Origin of the sequence: Nocardiopsis exhalans (assembly GCF_024134545.1) — a bacterium.
GTDB classification, from domain to species: Bacteria; Actinomycetota; Actinomycetes; order Streptosporangiales; family Streptosporangiaceae; genus Nocardiopsis; species Nocardiopsis exhalans.
In genome coordinates, this window is record NZ_CP099837.1 from 7,409,537 (window position 1) to 7,429,903 (window position 20,367).

Genomic DNA, 20,367 nt, shown 5'->3' on the forward strand with positions numbered 1-20,367 from the left:
CGGAACAGCCGTGGGCGGTCAGGCCGCCACGTGCTCCACGAGCAGCTCGTTGACCCGGTCGGCGCGCTCCACCCCGAGAAGGTGCGCGGCGCCGGAGACCACCTCGAACCGGGCACCGGAGATCCCGTCGGCGAGCCTGCGCCCGTGCCCGGGCGGCAGCAGGGGGTCGTGCGCGGCGGAGACCACCATGGTCGGCACCCGCACCTCGGCCACCAGGTTGCGTTGGTCCAGCCCGGACACGGCGTCGCAGATCGAGGCGAAGGCGCCGGCGTCGATACCGCCGAAGTCCTCGGTGAACCGGGCCGCGACCTCCGGGCGGTCGTCGGTCAGGTCCGGGGTGAACCAGGGCAGGACCACGTCCGCGGTGACCGAGTCCAGCCCCGTTCCCCGCACCCTGGCTGCGATCCGGTCCCAGCGGTGCATGGCCGGGGTGCGCGGGGTCCCGGCCAGCAGCGCGAGCCGCTCCAGGGTTCGGGGGGAGTTGGCGGCGATCCAGAGCAGCAGGGAGCCGCCGAAGCCCGCTCCGACCGCCGATACCCGGGAGAACCCCCGCTCCTCCAGCACACCGAGGATGTCCAGGGCCAGGTCCTCGACCGAGTAGGGCCCCTCGGGCGCCGGGGAGAACCCGTGCCCCCGGTGGTTGACCCGCAGTACCTGGCGGTTGCGGGTGAGTTCGGGCATCTGGGGTTCCCAGACCGACATCTTCGTTCCGAACGGCGGCACGAGCAGCACGACGGGTGCGTGCTTGGGGCCGTCGAGTTGGTACTGGAGCGGTATCAGGGCCATGGAACCTCCGGGTCGCCAGACGGCCAGGTTATCCACAGTGCTTTCAAGGAAGCCAGAAAACCGGGTCATGGCCTCCCAATGGAGGACAGGAACTGACCGCCATGCTTCCTAGGGTCGAGGCACCGAGACGGACCCGACGGAGGAGAGTTCCCATGGCGGCGACGGCCACCGAGAGCAACAGCAAGGTCGATGTCGAGCGGGAGGCGCTGCTGGCCTTCCTCGCCGAGCAGCGCGAATTCCTGCTCACCACGGTGCGGGGCCTGGACGACGAGCGGCTCCAGGAGCGGCCGACCGTCAGCGCCCTGAACCTGATCGGCCTGGTCAAGCACGTGTCCGGTGCCGAACGCGGCTGGCTCCGGTTCATCGAGCAGGGCTCCCCGGAGGTCGACTACGAGTCCCAGGAGACCTACGACCACCACGAGAACACCTTCCGACTGGTCGGCGACGAGACCGTGGAAGGGGTCCTGGCCCACTACGTGGAAACGGCGCGGGCCACCGAGGCCTACATCCGGTCCCTGACCAGCCTGGAGGTCAGCCGACCGCTCCCCGCCGCCCCCTGGTTCCCGGAGGACACCGCCTGGACCGCCCGTGACGTTCTCCTGCACCTGATCCGCGAGACCGCGCAGCACTGCGGCCACGCCGACATCATCCGCGAGTCCGTCGACGGCCAGAAGACCATGGGCTGACCTGCGACACGCCGACGGATTCCGCTATGAGTAGCGCACTCGACACCCTCCGTATGCGGGACCATGGGGTGGTCCCATTCCCGAGCGGCGAGGAGCGCGGAGTGAGCCCGACCTGGATCGACATCGACGACGAGGCTCTCCGGGAGACCATGCGTTTCTCCGGCGCCCGCAACCAGGACGACGCGGTCAACCTGGCCCTGCGGGTGTTCGCGGCGCGACACCGGAGCCGGACCGAGACCCTCGGGGAGCGCGACCGCTCCGAGGCGGCGCCCCGGAGCGGCCAGGGGGGCCGGGAGAGCAGGGGCTCGGTGGACAGGGGCGAGTTTCACCAGGGGGCGATCCGACGACGCCGGGAGAACGGCTCCTGACGAACGGGCCCCGAAACACGAGCGGGGTGGACCCACCGACCGGTGGATCCACCCCGTCTACGAGGTGGCGAGGGTCGCCTCCGCATCCCGTGTGAGCAGGGGAACGGGAAGCATCCAGGCACCACCAGGCGCAGGTAGGGACGGGTAGGCCGTATCCCCGGGGACGTCCGGAAGCATCCAGGAACACCCTGATACTCGGCTGGCGGTATCACGGTGAGTATCAGCGGCGAGGCCTCTGAACCGTTCCCGGCACAGGCGCAGCCGTCGCCAATCTGTACAGTTTTCTATACAGTTGAGGTATGGCAATTCTTGAGCACGCCCAGGAGATCAGCGTCACCGATGCGGCCAGACGTGGCGTCGCGGGCATCGTCCACGACGCGGAACAGGGCACCGAGGTCATCGTGACCCGCCGACGCGAGCCGGTCGCGGCCGTGGTCGCGTTCGCCCGGCTCGCGGAACTGGAGCAGGCGGAAGCGGATCTGAGGGATCTCGCCCTGGTCATGGCCCGGGAACTCACGGACAGTGGACGACGTACCTCCATGGACGACGTACTGGCCGCCTTCGGGCACAGCCGTGCCTCGCTCGAAGAACTCCCCGAGGACTGATGGCCGAGATCACCTTCACCGACGCCGCCCTCGACGATCTGCGGCGACTCGGCCCGGATGCCGTGCCCAAGGTCCTCAAGAAGGTCCTTCTCCTGGAGGAGGACCCGGAGGCCGGATACCCCCTGGGCGGCGAACTCACGGGGTTTCGCAAACTGGTCGTCGGACGCAACACCTGGCGTGTCGTGTACCGCGTCACCGACGAGAAACGTGTGGAGATCTGCGAGGTCTGGGCCGTCGGAGCAAAGGCGGACGCCCAGGTCTACGCCGAAGCCTCCCGAAGAGTCCGGGCAGCCTCGAAGGACACCCCCTCCGCCCAGAAGCTCGCGGTCGTCATCGAGCACCTCGGCAAACCAGCGGAGAGGGTGGCCCATGAATCGCCCCCCACGAGAGAACCCGTCCCGGACTGGTTGGCCGAACGTCTGGCCCACACCGTCGGCATGCCCCCTGAGGATGTGGCCGCCCTCGATCTGGAACAGGCCGTGGACCTCTGGGCCGACTTCCGCGCCCGCCCCCGCTGACCCCGTTGGCACGAGTATCGAAACGCCACAGGGGGGCGCGAACGGGAGCGGGAACGAGAACGGGGACGCCCCCACTGAACAGTGGAAACGTCCCCGTCTACGAGGTGGCGAGGGTCGCCTCCGCATCCCCCCTCAAAGTACGGAGGCAACCCTCGCTCTGGGAAGCGGCCTGCGACTCCTCCCCCCGGGAGTCGCGGCCTTGAAGGTCTGCCACGTGGAAGCGATCTTGTCGTTCCGCGTTGATAGGAACACTACCCACCGCACCCCTGAAGGACAACCCTCTGTCACGAGAAACTACTTAAAGTGATCGTCATTCCTGGGGTGGGGAACGGCCAAGCCGCTGTGGGCATCGTCAACATGGGGTCATGAGCGGCTGCTCGGAAGGCGGACATAGCCTGGTGAGGTGAGATCACCGCTGTTCACCCCGCGTTGGATCGGCCTGCACCTCGTGGCCGTGCTCGTGGCCGTCGTATGTGTCGCCGGGACCTACTGGCAGGGCACCACTGCCTTCGAACCCGACCGCGACGTCATCACCAACCCGGTGGAGGACCTGGCCGACGCCGTGTCCATCGCCGAGCTCGGTGAGCCCGGCGAGTTCCTGCACCCGAACCTCACCACGAACACCGCGGTCGAGGCCACCGGGCACTTCGACGCGGAGTCGCAGCTCCTCGTGCCCCAGCGCATGGACGGGGACGAAGGTTACGCGGTGGTCATCCCGCTGGTCACCGAGGAGGGTGTGGCCCTGCCGGTCAACCGGGGCTGGTCCGAGGACGGTACCGACCTGCCCGCGCCGCCCGAGGGCGACGTCACCGTCACCGGCTGGCTCCAGCCGCCGCAGGAGCATTCGGAGGGGTTCGTCCCGATGGGCCGGCCCGAGGCGGGCACGGTCGAACGGATCGCCCCGTCCGTGCTGGTCGGTGAGTGGGACTACCGGATCTACGCGGCCTACGTCACCCTGCCCGAGCGCGAACCGGCCGTCGACGGGCTCACCCCGGTGCCACCGCCAGAACCGCCCACCGAGTTCACGATCAACTGGCGCAGCCTCAGCTACGCCGTCCAGTGGGCCATGTTCGGCGTCTCCGCCGTGGTCTTCTGGATCATCCTCATGCGGCGTGAACTGGCCGAGGCCCGTACCCGTAATGCGGGTAGGGCCTCGGCGGAGGACGGAGAGGACTCGGATCAGCCGGTGGGCGCGGGCTCCTGAGCCTGCGCGGCCCGCTGCTCGGCCTCGATTTCCCTGGCCTTCTCGGACTTGACCACCCGGTGCTCGACCACGAAACCCAGGATCGGAACGGTGCCCGCGAGCACGACCCCCAGGGTGCGGCCCGCGCCCCAACGGCGGTCCAGGGAGACCCACAGGGTGACGAGCACGTAGGCCATGTAGATGTAGCCGTGCGGCATGACGACGTAGTGCATCAGCGGTGAATCGGGGCCGAACCAGTGCTCCCAGCCCTCGGGTGCGCCGACCAGGGCGAACATCGAGGTCTCACCGACCAGGTACTTCGCGGGCATGGCCAGGAAGGTCAGCCCCAACAGGAAAACACCCGTGATGTATGCGAGCACCCGGTACAACGCGAACGAAACACGCCTCTTGTCCACTGCGACTTCACCCATTCAACGACTTCGCCCCGAGGAGGGTCGGGTCCCCTCCATCGAGGCTAAGCGCTGTCCGGCACGGCGGGTCCTCGGGGTGACCGTGCCCGGACAATCTCACATTTTCGCAGTTCGTAGCGGGTCTGCCCGGTGGGGCTGGACATGGGTCACGATCGGACTGCCGACCGGGCCTACTTCTTGTCCTTGTTGTTGACGCGGGTCGGCGGGCTCCACCGCCCGTCGGACTTGGCCGTCCAGGCCTTCGGGATCATCCGCAGGGCCAGGTAGGAGTCCACGACGCGGATCGGGAAGAAGAACAGGCCGTAGAAGAGGTACGACGGCCGCCGCCGGACCATGGTCATGACGCAGGTCAGCATGTAGTCGGGCACGAGCAGACCGATCATCAGGGCGGTCAGCGGAAGGAAGGCCGTCACCGCGGTGAAGCCGTCGGAGAAGTACGGCAGCCCCGCCACCGCCTCCCCGCCGAACGTGCCGATCAGCACGAACACCGCGATCGCCACGGTGACGAGGAAGAGGAACGAGACCAGGACGACCTCGATGATGTACAGCGCCAGCGCCACCCAGAAGAAGCTCGGCCACACCTTGTGGCGCCGGACCGTCTGCCAAAAACCCAGCGTCCAGCGGCCCACCTGCTTGCGGTAGTCCTTGAACGTGAACGGGTCCTGGCTGTAGGCCTTGGTGTCCGGCCGCATCGAGATCCGGCCCAGGCGCTTGCGGTGCACCTCGAAGGTCATGTTGAAGTCCTCGATCACCAGCCCCGGCGGGTTGACGGTGATCTCCCGCAGGGCGCGGCTACGGTACACGCTCGCGAACCCCGGGACGATGAAGGAGGTGTTGGCGCGCTTCCAGGTCTGACCGAAACGCATGAAGTACTGGAGCATGAAGTACAGGCGGTCCCGGTAGGCCGAGATGATCCGCCCGATGATGTTGCGTTCCTTCGGCTTCCACTCCGAGACCACGAACCCCGCGACGGCGGCCACGTCCTGATCGAGCAGTTGACGCTTGGCGCCCTCCACGTATCCCGCGTCGAGCTCCGTGTCGGCGTCCAGAATCAGCACGCCGTCGTAGTTCTCGGTCAGGGAGAACTCCTCGATGACCGCTTCGATGGCCCCCGCCTTGCCCCGGTTGGTGAGGAGTTCGAGGACGTTCACGCCGGTCTTGGCCGCGATCTCGGCGGTCGCGTCCTTGGACGAGTCCGAGACCACGTAGATGTCCCAGCGGTTGAACAGGCCCAGCGCGGAGGAGATCGCGGTGTCGATCACCGGCTCCTCGTTGTGCGCCGGGATGATGACGGCGATGGTGATCTCCGTCAGGCGCTGCTCCGTCAGGTCGCCGCCGGGTTCCACCCTGCTGACGGCGCCGTTGGCGGCACCGGCATGGGGGCCGCTTTCGGCCAGCGCGACGTCGCCGCCCGGCCCGCCCGCTCCCACGAGGACCCGCTCCCGGTGGCGTCCACCGGTGACCGCCGTGTGCTGGAGGTCCTCGGGCCTTCTGCCCAGGGCCTTTCGGATCCCGCCCTCGGTCAGCCTGAGCAGGCCGGCCACGGTCCACAGCAGGAGGTTCAGGCCGAAGGCCATCCACAGGAAGACATAGCCGAGGGCTCCGATCCCCGCAGCGGCGGCCATGGACGACGCGAAGTCGAACCAGTAGACAAAGAGTGCGACAGCCAGGACCAGGGCTATCAGCCCGGTCAGCAGCCCGCCGATGAATCGCACGATACGCACAGCCCTGGGACCCTCCGAATGTTATCGGTTTCGGACCGACATTAACCCGCAAAGTCGGCGTTAGGTTGACGCCTTCCGCGACCGGGGGGTTCACCCGAGTTCGCGTCCTATGTAGGCCACGCAAATCGTATACATGGGCTTGCGTGAGGTGGTACCCATTAGAAGATATTTGAGACGAGGCGCCGGAGGTCGCCCCTACCCAGATTTATCCAAGAACGTACCGGTTCCTGGTAAATCCTCGGTGAACATGACCCCTAGAGAGAAGGAGGACGCCAGGCGTGATCGGCGGCTCACGACCCCCCTCGCCGGATCCTGCCCACGACAACCCAGATCCCGACCACGGGAACAACGCCGCTACCGGTGACGGCACCGATCGGGTACGGGCGGCTGTCCACCAGCCGCACTATTGGCCCTGGCTGGGCCTGATCGACAAGATTGACCGTTCCGACTGGTTCGTCATGCTTGACACGGTTCAGTTCGAACGTCGCGGTTGGCAGAACCGAAACCACATCGCCGGTCACGGCAAGCCAGTACTGCTTACCGTGCCCGTCACCCAGGCGAGCCGTGACGAGCTCATCCGGGACAAGAAGATAGACAACACACAGAAATGGCGTGACAAGCACTACAGAGCAATCGCTGAACACTCTTACCGCAAGGCCCCTTACTGGGCCGATTACCGCGAAGAAATCGCCCAAGTGTACGAGACCGAGTGGGAGGACCTCGCAGAACTGGCCATAGCGACCACCCGCGTGCTGACCCGCGGCTTCGGCATCGACACACCGATCCTGCGCGCCAGCGAGCTCGGGGACTTCCTAGGGCGCAAGAGTGAGTTGCTCGCCCAGATCTGCGCCAAGGCCGGAGCGGACACCCTGCTCTCCGGCGAGGGCGCGAGGGACTACCTGGACCCCGAGATCATGCACCGCCACGGGGTCGACATCGAGTGGCAGAACTTCAACCACCCGGTGTACCCGCAGCACACGCGTGGCCCCGCCGACGCATTCGTGCCCCGCTTGTCGGCGATCGATCTCCTACTCAACGCCGGACCGGACGCGCTGCACGTGCTCCGACAGGCAAGATCCCGCGGCTGAAACCGATCAGCGAGCGGGACACCGCCCGCCCGTGCCATCGGGCGCAGCGGCCCCGACGGCACGGGTGACAAGCGATCGCTTCCCAGATTCGGCAAAGGACAGGAAACAGGCATGACGACGGACTGGTCACAGGAGCGTCTCCTGGTCTACTCCCCCCACCCCGACGACGAGACCCTCGGCTGCGGCGGCCTGATGCACAAGGCCAAGCGCGCGGGCGCGGAGGTCTTCGTGCAGTTCCTGACGGTCGGCGACACCGCGGACCAGTCCCCGAAGGGCTTCTCCACCGCCGAGGAGCGCTACACCGAGATCAAGCAGGCCTCCGAGCACTTCCGCTGGGACGACTGGCACATGGCGCTGCCGGGCGACACCCACCACCTGAGGCTGGACTCCGTCCCCCGGGTGGACCTGACACAGCTGATCGAGCGGGAGAGCCCGCTCTCGATCGCCCGCCTGAAGCCCACCGTGGTGCTCGTACCGCACCACACCAGCTACAACCAGGACCACCAGGCCGCCGCCAGGGCGGTGCACACCGCCCTGCGCCCCTCCAACTCCCGGCTCCGCCACCACCCGCGGTTGGTGCTGGCCTACGAGGAGGCCGCCGACCAGTGGCGGACCGAGCCCGTGCAGTCCCCCAACCTCATCGTGGAACTCGATGAGGAGGACCTGGCAGCCAAGCTCCACGGCATGGAGCTGTACGGCTCCCAGAGCCACGAGCACCCGCACACCCGTTCCGACCTCACCCTGCGCAGCCTCGCCGTTCTCAGGGGCATGCAGGCCGGAGTGGCCTTCGGCGAGGGCTACCACGTCCTGCGCTATCTGGCCTGAACAGCCAGGACGACGCAAGAACTCCCCACCTGTCACACGAAGACCCATCCCCCGTGAAGAACAGAGAATCTACATCGCCCACAGTGGAGGGGAAACCATGAAGGCTCTCATCACCGGAGGAGCCGGGTTCATCGGCTCGCACCTGTGCGACCACCTGGTCGCGCAGGGACACGAGGTCATCGTGCTCGACGACCTCTCAACAGGTTCACTGTCGAACCTGTCCCAGTTGGAGGGCTCCGCCAAGTTGCGATTCGTCCAGGGGGACATCCTGGACCGTGAACTGGTGGACGAGCTCGTCGCGGAGGCGGACACCGTGTTCCACCTCGCCGCCGCGGTGGGTGTCTACAACATCGTCGACAACCCGCTGCGCTCGCTGCGGATCAACCTGCACGGCACCGAGAACATCGTGGAGTCCGCGGTCAAGCACCGCGTTCCCTACATGATCGCCTCGACCAGTGAGGTCTACGGCAAGAACGACGCCGACGGCCTCAAGGAGAACGACGACCGGATCTACGGCTCGCCGACCAAGAGCCGCTGGTCCTACGCCGCCGCCAAGGGGCTGGACGAGCTGGTCGCCTACGTCCACGGAGTGGAGTCCGGCGTGCCCTGCGTCATCACCCGTTTCTTCAACGTGGTGGGGCCGCGGCAGACCGGTAGGTACGGCATGGTCGTTCCCCGGTTCGTCGACCAGGCACTGTCGGACGAGCCCATCACCGTCTACGGCACGGGCACCCAGCGCCGCTGCTTCGGTTCGGTGTTCGACGTGGTCCCCCAGCTGACCAAGCTGATGGACACCCCCGAGGCCTACAACCAGGCGGTCAACCTGGGCGGGCGCGAGGAGGTCTCCATCAAGGGGCTCGCCGACCGGGTCGTGGAGCTGACCGGTTCCGGCAGTGCCATCTCCTACATCGACTACGACCAGGCCTACGGAGAGGGATACGAGGACATGCAGCGCCGCTACCCCGACACCTCCCTGGCCACACGGCTGATCGGCTTCGAGCCGACGCGGGACCTGAACGACATCATCGGCTCCATCGTCGAGCACCGCCGTTCGGCCGACTCGGTCCCGGCGCCGGTCTAGGCGGGCCGCTGACGGGAGGACGTCCCCCCGGGTGCCCACCGCCCCGGAAGAACCCTCCTCCGACCGCCCCGCCGGTCGCTACCCGTCAGAGACGAGCAGACCCACAGCCACCAACAGCGAGAACACAGCAATGAGAGGGGAGGTCACGAGGCCCGGTCCCCGCCTCGTGGACCCGACACGGCACCCGCCCGCCAGAGGGCAGCAGCAAGCCGAACGGCCGACCCCTCCCTCCCCCGGCCCCTCACAAGGCCCCTCGGCCCCAGCGGCCGCGCCCGTTCAGGGCATAGCCACGGACACGGTGCCCCGCACGGCACACCCTGTGTGCGGCCCTCCCGCACTCAAGGGCCCGCACACAGGCAGGGCGCGGGTACCGCACAGGTTCACCGGTCGACCGCCCAGGTGCGCAGGAGGCCGTTGCGGTTCACGGCACGAGCACCGTGGCCACCACGGTCACCGTCATGGCCATGACACCCGTGCACAGCACGGCCATGGCCCAGGGGCTGGCCACGCTCAGCGGTGGCTGCCCCGTCCGCGGATCGCGTACCCCGTGGGAGGTGCGCCGCCACCGCAGCCACAGGTGCAGTCCGAGGCCCGCGCCCAACAGCAGGGTGAAGCCCATGAAGCCCACCCGGAGCAGGGGCGCTACCTCGGGCACTACGGTGGATCCCGGTTCGAGCGGGCCGCGCAGGTAGAGCAATCCCACCAGGGCCAGCAGGATCAGCATGCGCTGCCAGGACAGCAGCGTGCGTTCGGGTTGGAGGCCGGGGTCGCGCCGTTCCTCACTCGGATTCACAGCAGGTTCCCCAGCAGGACCACCAGGCACACCAGCCCCACGGCGAACGTGGTGATCAGTGGGAGAACACTCATCCGCAGGTTCCCGCCGCGGCGCATGACTTTCTGGACGCGGTACCAGCGCACCGGAGCGTAGACGGTCACGATTGCGGCGAGTACCGCCAGGAGCAGCCCCACCACGGTACGGAGCGTCTCGTCCCAGGCCAGCGGGAGCAGGTGGAGCACGGCGACCGCACCGGCGAGCAGGGCCAGGGCCGTCCGGATCCACGCCAGGAAGGTACGTTCGTTGGCGAGGGTGAAGCGGTAGTCCACGGCCTGTTCACCCTCGGGCACCTCCGTGCTCATGGGTCCCCCTCGGGTTGTTTCGGTGTTCGGCCCACAACAGGAGCTCCGGTCACCACAATGAACCCGTGCCCCGTGAACCGACACTAACCATGTGTCGCCTTTCCTCCCAAACAGGTATGCAACACGTGTTGTGTCGGAAACCACCAGCTCACGAGGTGGGTGCGAACCACCCGCGAGGCATGTGGAACAAACAAGTGGGCACTACCGCTGTAGCACCCAAGAGGATGGCAGTTGGCCACCGGTCGACACCAACAAGACGAACGAAGAGCAGGAGACCACGTGTCCACCGTCGAACTCACCAAAGACAACTTCGCGGAAACGCTGAAGGACAACAGCTTCGTCCTGATCGACTTCTGGGCTGACTGGTGCGGTCCCTGCCGCCAGTTCGCCCCGGTGTTCGACAAGTCTTCGGAGAAGCACGAGGACATCGTGCACGCCAAGGTCGACACCGAGGCCCAGCGCGAGCTCGCCTTCGAGTTCAAGATCCAGTCCATCCCGACGCTGATGATCGTGCGCGACCAGACGGTCATCTACAACGAGCCGGGCGCCCTCCCCTCCGAGGCCCTGGAGAGCCTGATCACCCAGGCCCGGGAACTGGACATGGACGAGGTCAAGAAGAAGATCGCCGAGCAGGGCGAGACCGCGCAGTAGCGCGCTCCGCGAACCGACCGCCCCGACCCCCGACGCCGCACCGGCCCGGGACCGTCGGGGCGGTCGTGCGTGTATCCCCGACGGAACAGGGCTTTCAGGTCGGGGTGCGGACCGGACGGCACCCGGGGCAAGGCCCCAAACCCGGAACGGCACCGGGACCCAATGACATCACCCCAGGTGAACACGCGTGTTCGGGGCGCCGATAATGGTGGCCGGGTGCGGCCTCCGACCGGCGTAACCGAGGTGGCGCTGCCAGAATTGTGCGTATGTTTCCCCCTCCCCAGGGTCACGGGGGCCACTCTGGTCACCCGAACCACATGCAGCCCGCGGATCCCCAAAACCCGGTGCCGCCCCGGCCGAATCCCCACGGCCCGCCGCCGTACCCGCCCCAGGCGCCACCCGCTCCGCTGTGGGAGGACTTCGGTAAGGAGCGCCGCGGTATGTGGGGCTGCGGCGCCGTCGTCGTCATCCTCATGCTCGGAATGACCCTGATGATGGCGGCCACCGCCGAGGACGGAGAGGCCTTCGCCCACGTGATCGCGGTCCTGGCCGCCTCTCTGACCATCGGTTTCTTCCTGATCCGGGGGATCCCGAGGGTGACCACCGAACAGGGCATCTCGGTGGACGGCCGGGGGATCTCCTTCACTCAGAAGCCCAAGTGGTGGTTCAAGGGCCGGACCCTGAACCTGCCCTGGCACGAGCTGGTGACGGCCCGCGGCGCGGGGCCGACGGGGAGCCCTCAGGCCAGTGACACCCCCGGGGACAGCGCGTCCCTCGTACGCGTTCTCTCCTTCTACCTGCGGCGCACCCCGCCCAAGGAGCTGGCCCCCACCTGGATCACCCACGTGGCCGAGGGGGCGGACAGCCCCGACCGCGACGACTACAGCCCGCTGGCACGGCTGCACTTCACCGCCACACCGGAGCAGTACCAGCGGCTCATCGGCGCGATCCGCTCCTGGCGCCCCGACCTCGCCGAGGCCCCGCTGCCCACACACGCCTCCCAGCCCGGCGCTCCGGCCGGGCCCGGCTTCCCGGGCGGCCCCGGCAGCCACGGCCCACAGGTCGGGCAGCTCCACGGACACACCCAGGCCGCCCACCCGCGGGCAGCCCACCCACAGCTCACCGCTGACACCCGTTTCGAACTGCGGGCGAGCAAGCGGTCCGACTGGTCCGCGAAGATGTTCTTCACCCTCCTGGCGATCGTGATCATGGGCGCCCCGATCACGGTCCTGCTGAGCACATGGTCCGCCTCCGACGGCCTGACCACGCTGCTGCCGATGGCCATGCCCGGGGTCATCGTCCTCGCCGCGCTCGTCTACGCCTGGTTCCTGGTCGTCAGCCTCCCCCACTACTGGACCCGGCAGGGCATCCAACTGGACCAGTACGGCATCAGCACCTACCGGGACCGGATGTGGTGGTTCCGCGGCGACCGGTCCCACGTGAGCTGGCAGGACGTCCACCACATCGACTCGCACGAGCGGAGGCGACGCAAGCGCCCCACCCTCACCCTGGTGGAGTTCCACCTGCACCGCACCGACCACGAGATGCGGCTCCCCGTCTGGGCCCGGCTGCTCATGGCGGGCGAGAGCAAATGGAGCTTCACCGCCTCCAGCCGTCCGGTGCTGCTGTTCCACCTGGAGAACTCCGCCTCACCGCGCCAGCTCCTGAGGCACCTGCGCCAGACCCGCCCCGACCTCTTCCGAGAGCAGGTCGCCGAGCGCGCCGTCCGGGAGCACGACGCCCGTCAGCGGCAGGCCTGGCACGCCGAGCAGCAGGGGTATGCGCCCCGGAGGTCCGCCTACTCCACGAACGCCCCCACCGAATGGGTGAACCTTCGGCCCCGCAGGCTCGGCGCGTGGGCGATCGGCGCGGCGATCCTGCTGTACTTCTGGGTGATCATGGCCGGGTTCCTCTCCATGCTCTTCACCGAGGGGGCGGTCGGCGAGAGCATCGGCGGCTTCGTGGTGATGCCCCTGGTCACCATTCCCCTGAGCATCTGGTCGCTGCGGGCGATGCCGCGCTGCTTCACCCACCAGGGGGTGTCCGTGGACGGAGCGGGGATCACCCTGGTCCAGGACCCGTTCCTGTGGTTCGAGGGCCGCACCGCGCACCTGCCGTGGTCGGGCATCCGGATGATCCGCGAGGACCGGGTGGGTTCGGGCAGCGAACGGTTGATGAAGGTGTTCATGCACCACCCCGACGCGCTCTCCGCGGTGCCGACCTGGTGCGAGTTCAACAACCGGGCGATCAACGAACCGCCCGCGAGCGCGCACGAACCGCTCACACTGGCGGTCGTCAAGACCCCGCCCAAACACCGGATACGGCTGCTCCGAGCGGCCGCCGCCGCCCGCCCCGACCTGGTGGTCACCGTCTGATCCGACCCAAGACCCTTCGGTGGTCCGGGTCAGTCCCGAGTACAGGCGGCCCGGACCCAGCGCTCCAGGCGGAGGGAGTCCCGTTTCCGCCACGGCCAGGACAGGCCGACGCCGCTCCCCACCACCGCCGGTCTCCCGGCTGACCGGGGACGACACCAAGATGTCACCGGGGGCTTCCTACTCCACCGCCCACGTTCACCTTGGCCACGGGGTTCGTTCACCCGGGCTTCACGCGGACATATTTGCATGGGAGTCGACCGCGCTCAGCGGGTTTCACCCCTCACGCGCACACCGAGCTCCGTCCGACCCGGAAGTGGCCCCATGTCTGTCAGCAACACCGCGACCCCGCGAGGCACCGAGTCCGGCCGCGGCATCGCCCCCGACACCGTCCGGTACAACCGCGAGGTGCCCGACCTGGGTGACCCCGTCTTCGACATCTCCGACCTGTCGATCTACTACGGGTCGAACAAGGCCGTCCGCGACGTGAACCTGAAGGTGGGCCCGCGCCAGATCACCGCCATGATCGGCCCGTCCGGCTGCGGCAAGAGCACGGTCCTGCGCACGCTCAACCGGATGAACGACCTCATCCCCGGTGCGCGGATCGAGGGCAGGGTGACCTACCACGGCGAGGACCTCTACGCCCCCGAGGTCGACCCGATCGAGGTGCGCCGCCGGATCGGGATGGTCTTCCAGAAGCCCAACCCCTTCCCCAAGTCCATCTACGACAACATCGCCTACGGCCCGCGGATCAACGGTGTCCGCGGCAACATGGACGACCTGGTCGAGGAGACCCTCACCAAGGCCGCGCTGTGGGACGAGGTCAAGGACAAGCTGAAGGAGAGCGCCTTCGCCCTCTCCGGCGGTCAGCAGCAGCGCCTGTGCATCGCGCGCACCATCGCGGTGAACCCCGAGGTCATCCTCATGGACGAGCCCTGCTCGGCCCTGGACCCGATCGCCACGCTCAAGATCGAAGACCTGATGTACGAGCTGGCGGCCGAGTTCACCATCGTCATCGTCACCCACAACATGCAGCAGGCGGCCCGCGTCTCGGACCGCACGGCGTTCTTCACCGCCGGTGTGGACGAGGTGGGTGACCGCTACGGCAGCCTCGTGGAGTTCGACGAGACCGCGACGATCTTCAGCAAGCCCGCAGACCAGCGCACCGAGGACTACATCTCGGGCCGTTTCGGGTAGCCGAGCGGTCGAGCTCCACCCGCCCTCGCCCTCCTCGACGAAGTGGACCCGCCCATGCCCGCCATCACCTCCTCAGCGCCGGTTCCCCCGCCTTCGGGCGCGCCGGACGACGAGGTGCGGGTGCGGCGTACGGAGGGTCCGCTGCGGGTTCTGCTGGTCGAGCCGGAGTCCGAGCAGTCGCACCAGCTGGTGCTTTCGCTGAGCGGGCACGACGTGGACATCACGGTCTGCGTGGACGGCGCCGAGGCCCTGCTCCGGGTGGGGATGGTGCGTCCGGACACCCTGCTGACCAACGCGGCCCCGCCCGAGGTGGACCTGGAGACGCTGGTGCGGGTGACCCGGCGGGCCATGGACATCCCGATACTCATCGGGGTGGGGCCGGGTGACTCGCAGCGGGCGATGCGGGCGCTGGCCGCGGGGGCCACCGCCTGCGTGAACCGGCCCTACCGCATCCCTGAGCTCTCGGCGCTGCTGCGTGGTTCGCTCCCCGGCCCGGAGGGTTCGCCCGTCACGGGGACCGGCGATCCGGTGGCGCTGCGCTCGGGCGACCTGGAACTGGACGCGCTGGGACACCGGCTGTTCGTGGACGGGCAGCCGGTCAACCTGGCCCTGCGGGAGTTCGGGATCATGGACTTCCTGCTCAGACACAGCGGCAGAGTGGTCAGCCGCGAGGAGCTGTGGACCGAGGTCTGGCACAAGCCCCTCCCCCCGGTGAACAACACGATCGCCGTGCACATCCGACGTCTGCGGCACAAGCTGGGCGACTCCGAGTCCCAGCCCAGATTCATCCACACGGTCCGGGGCATCGGCTACCGGCTGGACACGGCGAACGGCGGGTAATCGCCCGCAGGGAATCCAGTGCCGCTTCGAGGGCCCTCCGGAAAATACCGGTGAGGCCCGTCAGTCATGTCCGCGTCACCTTTTTCGAAACCAACGCCAAGGTGAAGCTTCCAGAAATCGAAGTTGTCACCTTCCCGTGTGCCACAGTCACGCCAAGCATCCGAAAAACTGGCCATACAGGCAGGTCAGAGCGGATGATTCGAACTCACCGGAGATCACCCGCACCATGACACCCAGTAGCCGTTATCAAACGGTAACTGTCATTCACCTGCCATTCACCCTTCTTCTATCCAACGGCCTCTATTTCGATGACGCCGCGACTTTCACCGCGCTTAGTGTCGTTTCACGTCAGCCCCGACAGCGGTGATTCAACGAGGAGAACTACGACATGCGCAACGGGCGTTCCAAGCTCGCCGTTCTGGCGGCCATCCCCCTGCTCGCGGCAGCGTGCAGCAACGGCGACAACGGTGACAACGGAGACGGCTCCGCCAGCACCACCGACGCCGAGCTCAGTGCCTCGCTGACCGGCGCCGGGGCCAGCTTCCCCGACCCGCTCTTCCAGGACTGGATGCACACCTACAGCCAGGACGTGCAGCCGGGCGTGAGCATCAACTACCAGAGCGTCGGCTCCGGTGCCGGTATCGAGCAGTTCCTCGAGCAGACGGTGGACTTCGGCTCCTCCGAGCGCTACCTGACCGACGAGGACCTGCAGGTCGCCGCCGACACCCGAGGCTGTGAGGCCCTCCAGTTCCCGGTCGTCTTCGGTTCGGTCGTCGTCGCCTTCGACAACCCCGAACTGGACGGCATCGTCCTGGACGCGGAGGCCGTCGCCGGCATTTTCGCCGGTGAAATCACCAACTACACGGATCCGGCGATCGCCGACCTCAACCCGGACATGGACCTGCCGGACGACGAGATCATCCCGGTCCACCGTTCCGACAGCTCCGGCACCACCGAGGTGTTCACCCACTACCTGTCCACCGAGGTGGACTGGTGGGCTGACGAGTACGGCTCCGGTGGCGAGATCGACTGGGCCCCCGGCCTGGTCGGCGGTCAGGGCAACGACGGCGTGGCCCAGGGCATCAGCCAGAACCCGGGCGGCGTGGGCTACGTGAACCAGGCCTTCGTGCAGGAGGCCGGTCTGGCCGCAGCCCACATCATCAACGCGGACGGCGAGCCGATCGCTCCGACCCTGGAGTCCACCACCGCCGCTTCCGAGGAGGCGGAGATCCCCGAGGACTTCCGCTTCAGCATCGACGGCATCGGCGGTGAGGGTTACCCGATCGCCGGTACCAACTGGATCTTCACCTACACCTGCGGCTACGACCAGGCCGAGGCCGACGCCATCATCGACTTCTGGACCTGGGCGCTGACCGACGACGTCGCCAACGACGTCGTGGCCGAGCTGGGCTACGCCCCCCTGGGTGACGAGCTCAAGGACCGCGTGCTCGCCGAGATCCAGCGCACCAACGCCGACAACGGCGACGGCGCCGGTGACGAGGGCGCTGCGGACGCCGACGAGGACACCGAGGCTGACGAGGGCGCCGAGGGCGACTCCGACGAGTAACACCTCTCGGGGCCGGGGCGACTGGTTCGCCCCGGCCCCGGACCCCGCCCCCTCGGGGGCGACCACGACCGCTCTCCCACTCCCACGAAAGCCATCAAGAGGAGAAGCACCATGTCCACTGAGGCCCCCGAGGCCCCGGCCCCCGAGGAACCCCGGCGGGGCACGCTGAGGTCCAGCAAGGGCAGGTACGCCGACCCCCTCTTCAAGTGGGCGGTCGCGGCCTGCGGCACCATCGTGCTGGTGCTGCTGGCCCTGATGGTCATCCGCACCACCTCCGAAGCCTGGCCCGTCTTCGTGAAGGAGGGCTTCTTCGGCTTCCTCACCGGTGAGCAGTGGCAGTCCGGGAACTCCCGCACCGAGATCACCGGCACCTACGGCGCGTGGCCCTTCATCTACGGCACCCTGGTCACCTCGGCCATCGCGATCGCCATCGCGCTGCCGTTGGCGATCATGGTCGCCTTCTACCTCACCCACCTGGCGCCGCGCCGCATCGCCAAGCCGCTCTCCTACACGGTGGAGCTGCTCGCCGCGGTGCCCAGCGTCATCTTCGGCCTGTGGGGCCTGCACTGGTTCCTGCCGAACGTGCTCCGGCCGTTCTTCGAGTTCCTGGAGAGCGTGCTCGGCTGGTTCTTCCTCTTCGAGGGCCCGATCCGCGGCGTCGGCTACCTGTCCGCCGGGATCGTGCTGGCCATCATGATCCTGCCGATCATGACCGCCATCATCCGCGAGGTCATCGCGGTGCACCCGATCGACCAGCGCATGGCCGCCTACGCCCTGGGCTCCACCCGCTGGGAGGTCCTGCGCAAGGTCGTACTTCCCGCCAGCTTCTCCGGGATCGTGGCCGCCGCCATGCTGGGCCTCGGTCGCGCCTTGGGCGAGACCATCGCGGTCCTGATGCTGATCGGCGGCTCCCAGTCCTGGAGTACGAGCCTGTTCGGCACCGGCAGCAGCATGGCCTCGCACATCGCCGCGACCTTCGGCGAGGCCACCCCCGAGTCCAGGACGGCCCTGATGGCCATCGGTGTCGCGCTGTTCCTGGTCACGATGATCGTCAACATCCTCGCCCGCGTCATCGTCTGGCGTCTGGGACGCATGACGGGAGACGCCGCCGTATGAGCACCATGACCTCGACTCCCCCGCGCAAGCACGTCCCGCTGAGCCAGCGCCCCCCTGGTTCCTCCTACCGGCGCTTCAAGGACCGCGGCGCCACCGTCGCGCTGACCGCCGCGATGATCATCGCGATGATCCCGCTGATCCTCATCGTCTTCGAGGTGACCCGGCGCGGCATCGGCGTGGTCAACCTGGACTTCATCACGGCGACCGAACCCCCGCCCCGGCGCGAGGGCGGCGGTTACGCGGCCGGGTTCTTCGGCACGCTGTACATCATGGCGCTGGCCGTCCTGATGTCCATCCCGTTCGGTATCGCCACGGCGGTCTACATCGTCGAGTACGGGCCCAACCGGCTCACCTCCTCGATCCGTTTCTTCACCGACGTGATGACCGGTATCCCGTCGATCTTCGTGGGTCTGTTCGTCTACGGCCTGCTGGTGATCGGCTGGGGCAGCCTGGGCTTCGGTACCTTCGCCGGTGCGGTGGCCATCGCAGTGATGATGCTGCCGATCGTCACCCGGTCCGCCGAGGAGATGCTCCGGCTGGTTCCGAACGAGATGCGCAACGCCAGCTACGGCCTGGGGGCGCGCAAGTGGCAGACCATCGTGCACACGGTGCTGCCCGCCGCCGCGCCCGGTCTGACCACCGGTTCGATGCTGGCGATCGCCCGCGGTATCGGTGAGACCGCGCCGCTGCTGCTGACCGCCTTCGGTTCGGGTCTGATCGTCACCTCCTTCCAGGGCGACCCGCAGGGCGCTGTGCCGATGCAGCTGTACAAGGGTGCCACGCAGCCCTTCGAGGCCGGTATCGACCGCGCCTGGGGTGCGGCGCTGTGCCTGTTCGTGCTGGTGCTGGCCTTCACCGTGCTGGCCCGCTGGGTGGGCTCCAAGGCCTCGACCAACGCGTAGGTCCCGGCTCTTCCAGAACGGTCGTCTCCACCGAGGGCCGCGCACCACCGCCGTTTGGGCGGGGTGCGCGGCCCTTTCCCCTTAGCTCAAGTGCTTAGAACTGGCCCCGTCGAGCGGGCACCGGTAGCCTTGCGCGAGCCCGTTCCCCAGCAGATCCGGAGAGTCCCCGATGGCCGACACCGCCGACTACGCCGCCACCTTCGCCCTCGTCGACATCGACGGCGACGGCCTCATCTCCGCCCAGGAGCTGGCCTCGCTGATGCGCAACCTGGGCGACCAGACCACCGACGAGCAGGCCGCCGAGGTCGTGCGCGCGATGGACAGCGACGGCGACGAGCGCATCTCCCTGGAGGAGTTCGCCCGCTACATGTCCCGCAACCAGAACTGACCCGGGCTGTCCGCGGCCCGCTATCGGAGGACGGACGAACTCCGGGGGCGCCCGGATCCGGCCCTGCCCGCCGACGGAGGGGTCGGCGGGCAGGTCTTCCACTGAGGGGTGCGGGTCAGCGGGGGTCCGAGGCGAGGTAGACGGTGTCCGGGATGCCCCGGGCGACCACCACCTCGACGACCTCCACCGAGGCGAAGCGGGTGCGCAGCAGCTCCTCGAAGCTGTCCACGGCGTTGGCGCTCCAGAACGAGAGCACGCCGCCGGGGGCCAGCAGACGGGTGAGCTGGGCCAGGCCCGCCTCCTCGTACAGGCGGTTGTTGTTCTCGACCACGGTCCAGTCCGGGCCGTTGTCGGTGTCCAGGCAGATGACGTCGTAGCGGCTGGGTTTCTCGGCGGCGGAGGCCTCCGCCAGCCAGGCGACGATGTCGGCGTTGTGAACGCGGCAACGGGGGTCGCGGTGGACGTAGTCGGCGGCCTCACCGAGCTCGTCGTCGTGCCAGGCGATCACCTGGGGTTCGAGCTCCACCACCTCCACACTGGACACCCTGGGGTCGTCGAGGGCCTCGCGGGCGGAGAAGCCCACCCCCAGTCCGCCGACCAGCACACGGGCGTGCGAGCGGCCCGCGGGAAGTGCGGCCAGGCTCTCACGCACCATCTCGCGTTCGGAGGTCCCGTCCCGGGTGTCCATGAGGAACAGCCCGTTCGAATAGATCTCGTAGTGGGCGCCCACCCGGCGCAACACCAGGTCGCCGCCGGTCTCACCGGTCACCCTGGCCAGGGTGACCGTCTCGCCCTCGGGTTCGGGGTGCACGGGGGCGAGGTCTCGCGTTCGCTGGTTCATGTCCCACATTGTGCCCCGCGGGGCCTGATCCTGCTGTGCCTTGGGAGATCCGGAGCTTGGG

The 20,367-nt window shown here is 68.1% G+C and carries 22 protein-coding genes; 16 read left to right on the forward strand and 6 right to left on the reverse strand.

The window, feature by feature from the left end:
- Window positions 1–18: 18 nt before the first annotated feature.
- On the reverse strand, window positions 19–786 hold the full coding sequence (locus tag NE857_RS33155) for an alpha/beta fold hydrolase (RefSeq protein WP_254419156.1): 768 nt from the start codon (window positions 784–786) through the stop codon (window positions 19–21).
- A gap of 152 nt (window positions 787–938) precedes the next feature.
- Here NE857_RS33155 and NE857_RS33160 point away from each other — a divergent pair, with 152 nt between their 5' ends.
- The 5 genes from NE857_RS33160 to NE857_RS33180 all read left to right on the forward strand — a co-directional run bounded on the left by NE857_RS33160 (window position 939) and on the right by NE857_RS33180 (window position 4,167).
- The gene (locus tag NE857_RS33160; RefSeq protein ID WP_254419157.1) at window positions 939–1,472 is read left to right on the forward strand and encodes a DinB family protein; all 534 of its coding nucleotides are present in this window, start codon (window positions 939–941) and stop codon (window positions 1,470–1,472) included.
- A 101-nt stretch (window positions 1,473–1,573) separates the two neighbouring features.
- Window positions 1,574–1,840 (forward strand): type II toxin-antitoxin system VapB family antitoxin, encoded by a 267-nt coding sequence (locus tag NE857_RS33165; RefSeq protein ID WP_254419158.1) that lies wholly within the window; start codon window positions 1,574–1,576, stop codon window positions 1,838–1,840.
- Window positions 1,841–2,139: 299 nt separating this feature from the next.
- Window positions 2,140–2,445 carry a prevent-host-death family protein gene (locus NE857_RS33170; protein ID WP_254419159.1) on the forward strand — a complete coding sequence of 102 codons (306 nt, stop codon included), beginning with the start codon at window positions 2,140–2,142 and terminating at the stop codon, window positions 2,443–2,445.
- Window positions 2,445–2,963, forward strand: a complete 519-nt coding sequence (locus NE857_RS33175; protein ID WP_254419160.1) for a type II toxin-antitoxin system RelE family toxin — start codon at window positions 2,445–2,447, stop codon at window positions 2,961–2,963. Before NE857_RS33170 ends, NE857_RS33175 begins: the two co-directional genes overlap by 1 nt.
- Window positions 2,964–3,366: 403 nt before the next feature.
- Window positions 3,367–4,167 (forward strand): SURF1 family protein, encoded by an 801-nt coding sequence (locus tag NE857_RS33180; RefSeq protein WP_254419161.1) that lies wholly within the window; start codon window positions 3,367–3,369, stop codon window positions 4,165–4,167.
- On the opposite strand, the gene NE857_RS33185 is transcribed toward NE857_RS33180, so the two are convergent.
- The gene (locus NE857_RS33185) at window positions 4,143–4,577 is read right to left on the reverse strand and encodes a DUF3817 domain-containing protein (protein WP_254419162.1); all 435 of its coding nucleotides are present in this window, start codon (window positions 4,575–4,577) and stop codon (window positions 4,143–4,145) included. The genes NE857_RS33180 and NE857_RS33185 overlap by 25 nt on opposite strands.
- A 170-nt stretch (window positions 4,578–4,747) precedes the next feature.
- Window positions 4,748–6,301 (reverse strand): glycosyltransferase family 2 protein, encoded by a 1,554-nt coding sequence (locus NE857_RS33190; RefSeq protein ID WP_254419163.1) that lies wholly within the window; start codon window positions 6,299–6,301, stop codon window positions 4,748–4,750.
- Between the two features lie 278 nt (window positions 6,302–6,579).
- Between NE857_RS33190 and NE857_RS33195 the strand changes: the two genes are divergently transcribed.
- The 3 genes from NE857_RS33195 (at window position 6,580) to NE857_RS33205 (ending at window position 9,295) form a co-directional block, all read left to right on the forward strand.
- On the forward strand, window positions 6,580–7,389 hold the full coding sequence (locus NE857_RS33195) for a WbqC family protein (protein ID WP_254419164.1): 810 nt from the start codon (window positions 6,580–6,582) through the stop codon (window positions 7,387–7,389).
- A 111-nt stretch (window positions 7,390–7,500) separates the two neighbouring features.
- Window positions 7,501–8,214: a PIG-L deacetylase family protein gene (locus tag NE857_RS33200; protein ID WP_254419165.1), complete on the forward strand. Its 714-nt coding sequence runs from the start codon at window positions 7,501–7,503 to the stop codon at window positions 8,212–8,214.
- A gap of 97 nt (window positions 8,215–8,311) precedes the next feature.
- Window positions 8,312–9,295 (forward strand): NAD-dependent epimerase/dehydratase family protein, encoded by a 984-nt coding sequence (locus tag NE857_RS33205; RefSeq protein ID WP_254419166.1) that lies wholly within the window; start codon window positions 8,312–8,314, stop codon window positions 9,293–9,295.
- Between the two features lie 421 nt (window positions 9,296–9,716).
- Here the strand turns inward: NE857_RS33205 and NE857_RS33210 are convergent, their stop codons facing one another.
- Window positions 9,717–10,088, reverse strand: a complete 372-nt coding sequence (locus tag NE857_RS33210; RefSeq protein ID WP_254419167.1) for a DUF202 domain-containing protein — start codon at window positions 10,086–10,088, stop codon at window positions 9,717–9,719.
- Window positions 10,085–10,432 carry a YidH family protein gene (locus tag NE857_RS33215; RefSeq protein ID WP_254419168.1) on the reverse strand — a complete coding sequence of 116 codons (348 nt, stop codon included), beginning with the start codon at window positions 10,430–10,432 and terminating at the stop codon, window positions 10,085–10,087. Before NE857_RS33215 ends, NE857_RS33210 begins: the two co-directional genes overlap by 4 nt.
- Before the next feature lie 231 nt (window positions 10,433–10,663).
- Here NE857_RS33215 and trxA point away from each other — a divergent pair, with 231 nt between their 5' ends.
- From trxA to NE857_RS33255, 8 genes are all read left to right on the forward strand, one after another.
- Window positions 10,664–11,083: a thioredoxin gene (gene trxA / locus NE857_RS33220; protein ID WP_221318935.1), complete on the forward strand. Its 420-nt coding sequence runs from the start codon at window positions 10,664–10,666 to the stop codon at window positions 11,081–11,083.
- Window positions 11,084–11,523: 440 nt separating this feature from the next.
- A complete protein-coding gene (locus NE857_RS33225) occupies window positions 11,524–13,458 on the forward strand; it encodes a hypothetical protein (RefSeq protein ID WP_254419169.1) in 1,935 nt (644 codons plus the stop codon).
- Window positions 13,459–13,779: 321 nt separating this feature from the next.
- Window positions 13,780–14,652, forward strand: a complete 873-nt coding sequence (gene pstB / locus NE857_RS33230; protein WP_254419170.1) for a phosphate ABC transporter ATP-binding protein PstB — start codon at window positions 13,780–13,782, stop codon at window positions 14,650–14,652.
- Window positions 14,653–14,706: 54 nt separating this feature from the next.
- Complete coding sequence (locus NE857_RS33235) at window positions 14,707–15,492, forward strand: response regulator transcription factor (protein ID WP_254419171.1); 786 nt, start codon at window positions 14,707–14,709, stop codon at window positions 15,490–15,492.
- A gap of 388 nt (window positions 15,493–15,880) precedes the next feature.
- A complete protein-coding gene (pstS, locus tag NE857_RS33240) occupies window positions 15,881–17,059 on the forward strand; it encodes a phosphate ABC transporter substrate-binding protein PstS (protein WP_254419172.1) in 1,179 nt (392 codons plus the stop codon).
- Window positions 17,060–17,170: 111 nt separating this feature from the next.
- Complete coding sequence (gene pstC, locus NE857_RS33245) at window positions 17,171–18,175, forward strand: phosphate ABC transporter permease subunit PstC (RefSeq protein WP_017583764.1); 1,005 nt, start codon at window positions 17,171–17,173, stop codon at window positions 18,173–18,175.
- The gene (pstA, locus tag NE857_RS33250) at window positions 18,172–19,077 is read left to right on the forward strand and encodes a phosphate ABC transporter permease PstA (RefSeq protein WP_254419173.1); all 906 of its coding nucleotides are present in this window, start codon (window positions 18,172–18,174) and stop codon (window positions 19,075–19,077) included. Before pstC ends, pstA begins: the two co-directional genes overlap by 4 nt.
- A gap of 169 nt (window positions 19,078–19,246) precedes the next feature.
- Window positions 19,247–19,465 (forward strand): EF-hand domain-containing protein, encoded by a 219-nt coding sequence (locus NE857_RS33255; RefSeq protein WP_254419174.1) that lies wholly within the window; start codon window positions 19,247–19,249, stop codon window positions 19,463–19,465.
- Between the two features lie 115 nt (window positions 19,466–19,580).
- Here NE857_RS33255 and NE857_RS33260 read toward each other — a convergent pair whose 3' ends face one another.
- Window positions 19,581–20,306, reverse strand: a complete 726-nt coding sequence (locus tag NE857_RS33260; protein ID WP_486348424.1) for a spermine/spermidine synthase domain-containing protein — start codon at window positions 20,304–20,306, stop codon at window positions 19,581–19,583.
- Window positions 20,307–20,367 lie beyond the last annotated feature (61 nt).

Bases quoted from the DNA above. Each gene is read 5' to 3' on its own strand.
- NE857_RS33155 (WP_254419156.1), bottom strand. From the start codon at position 786: ATGGCCCTGATACCGCTCCAGTACCAACTCGACGGCCCCAAGCACGCA.
- NE857_RS33160 (WP_254419157.1), top strand. From the start codon at position 939: ATGGCGGCGACGGCCACCGAGAGCAACAGCAAGGTCGATGTCGAGCGG.
- NE857_RS33170 (WP_254419159.1), top strand. From the start codon at position 2,140: ATGGCAATTCTTGAGCACGCCCAGGAGATCAGCGTCACCGATGCGGCC.
- NE857_RS33175 (WP_254419160.1), top strand. From the start codon at position 2,445: ATGGCCGAGATCACCTTCACCGACGCCGCCCTCGACGATCTGCGGCGA.
- NE857_RS33185 (WP_254419162.1), bottom strand. From the start codon at position 4,577: ATGGGTGAAGTCGCAGTGGACAAGAGGCGTGTTTCGTTCGCGTTGTAC.
- NE857_RS33200 (WP_254419165.1), top strand. From the start codon at position 7,501: ATGACGACGGACTGGTCACAGGAGCGTCTCCTGGTCTACTCCCCCCAC.
- NE857_RS33205 (WP_254419166.1), top strand. From the start codon at position 8,312: ATGAAGGCTCTCATCACCGGAGGAGCCGGGTTCATCGGCTCGCACCTG.
- NE857_RS33215 (WP_254419168.1), bottom strand. From the start codon at position 10,432: ATGAGCACGGAGGTGCCCGAGGGTGAACAGGCCGTGGACTACCGCTTC.
- NE857_RS33225 (WP_254419169.1), top strand. From the start codon at position 11,524: ATGTGGGGCTGCGGCGCCGTCGTCGTCATCCTCATGCTCGGAATGACC.
- pstB (WP_254419170.1), top strand. From the start codon at position 13,780: ATGTCTGTCAGCAACACCGCGACCCCGCGAGGCACCGAGTCCGGCCGC.
- NE857_RS33235 (WP_254419171.1), top strand. From the start codon at position 14,707: ATGCCCGCCATCACCTCCTCAGCGCCGGTTCCCCCGCCTTCGGGCGCG.
- pstS (WP_254419172.1), top strand. From the start codon at position 15,881: ATGCGCAACGGGCGTTCCAAGCTCGCCGTTCTGGCGGCCATCCCCCTG.
- pstC (WP_017583764.1), top strand. From the start codon at position 17,171: ATGTCCACTGAGGCCCCCGAGGCCCCGGCCCCCGAGGAACCCCGGCGG.
- pstA (WP_254419173.1), top strand. From the start codon at position 18,172: ATGAGCACCATGACCTCGACTCCCCCGCGCAAGCACGTCCCGCTGAGC.
- NE857_RS33255 (WP_254419174.1), top strand. From the start codon at position 19,247: ATGGCCGACACCGCCGACTACGCCGCCACCTTCGCCCTCGTCGACATC.
- NE857_RS33260 (WP_486348424.1), bottom strand. From the start codon at position 20,306: ATGAACCAGCGAACGCGAGACCTCGCCCCCGTGCACCCCGAACCCGAG.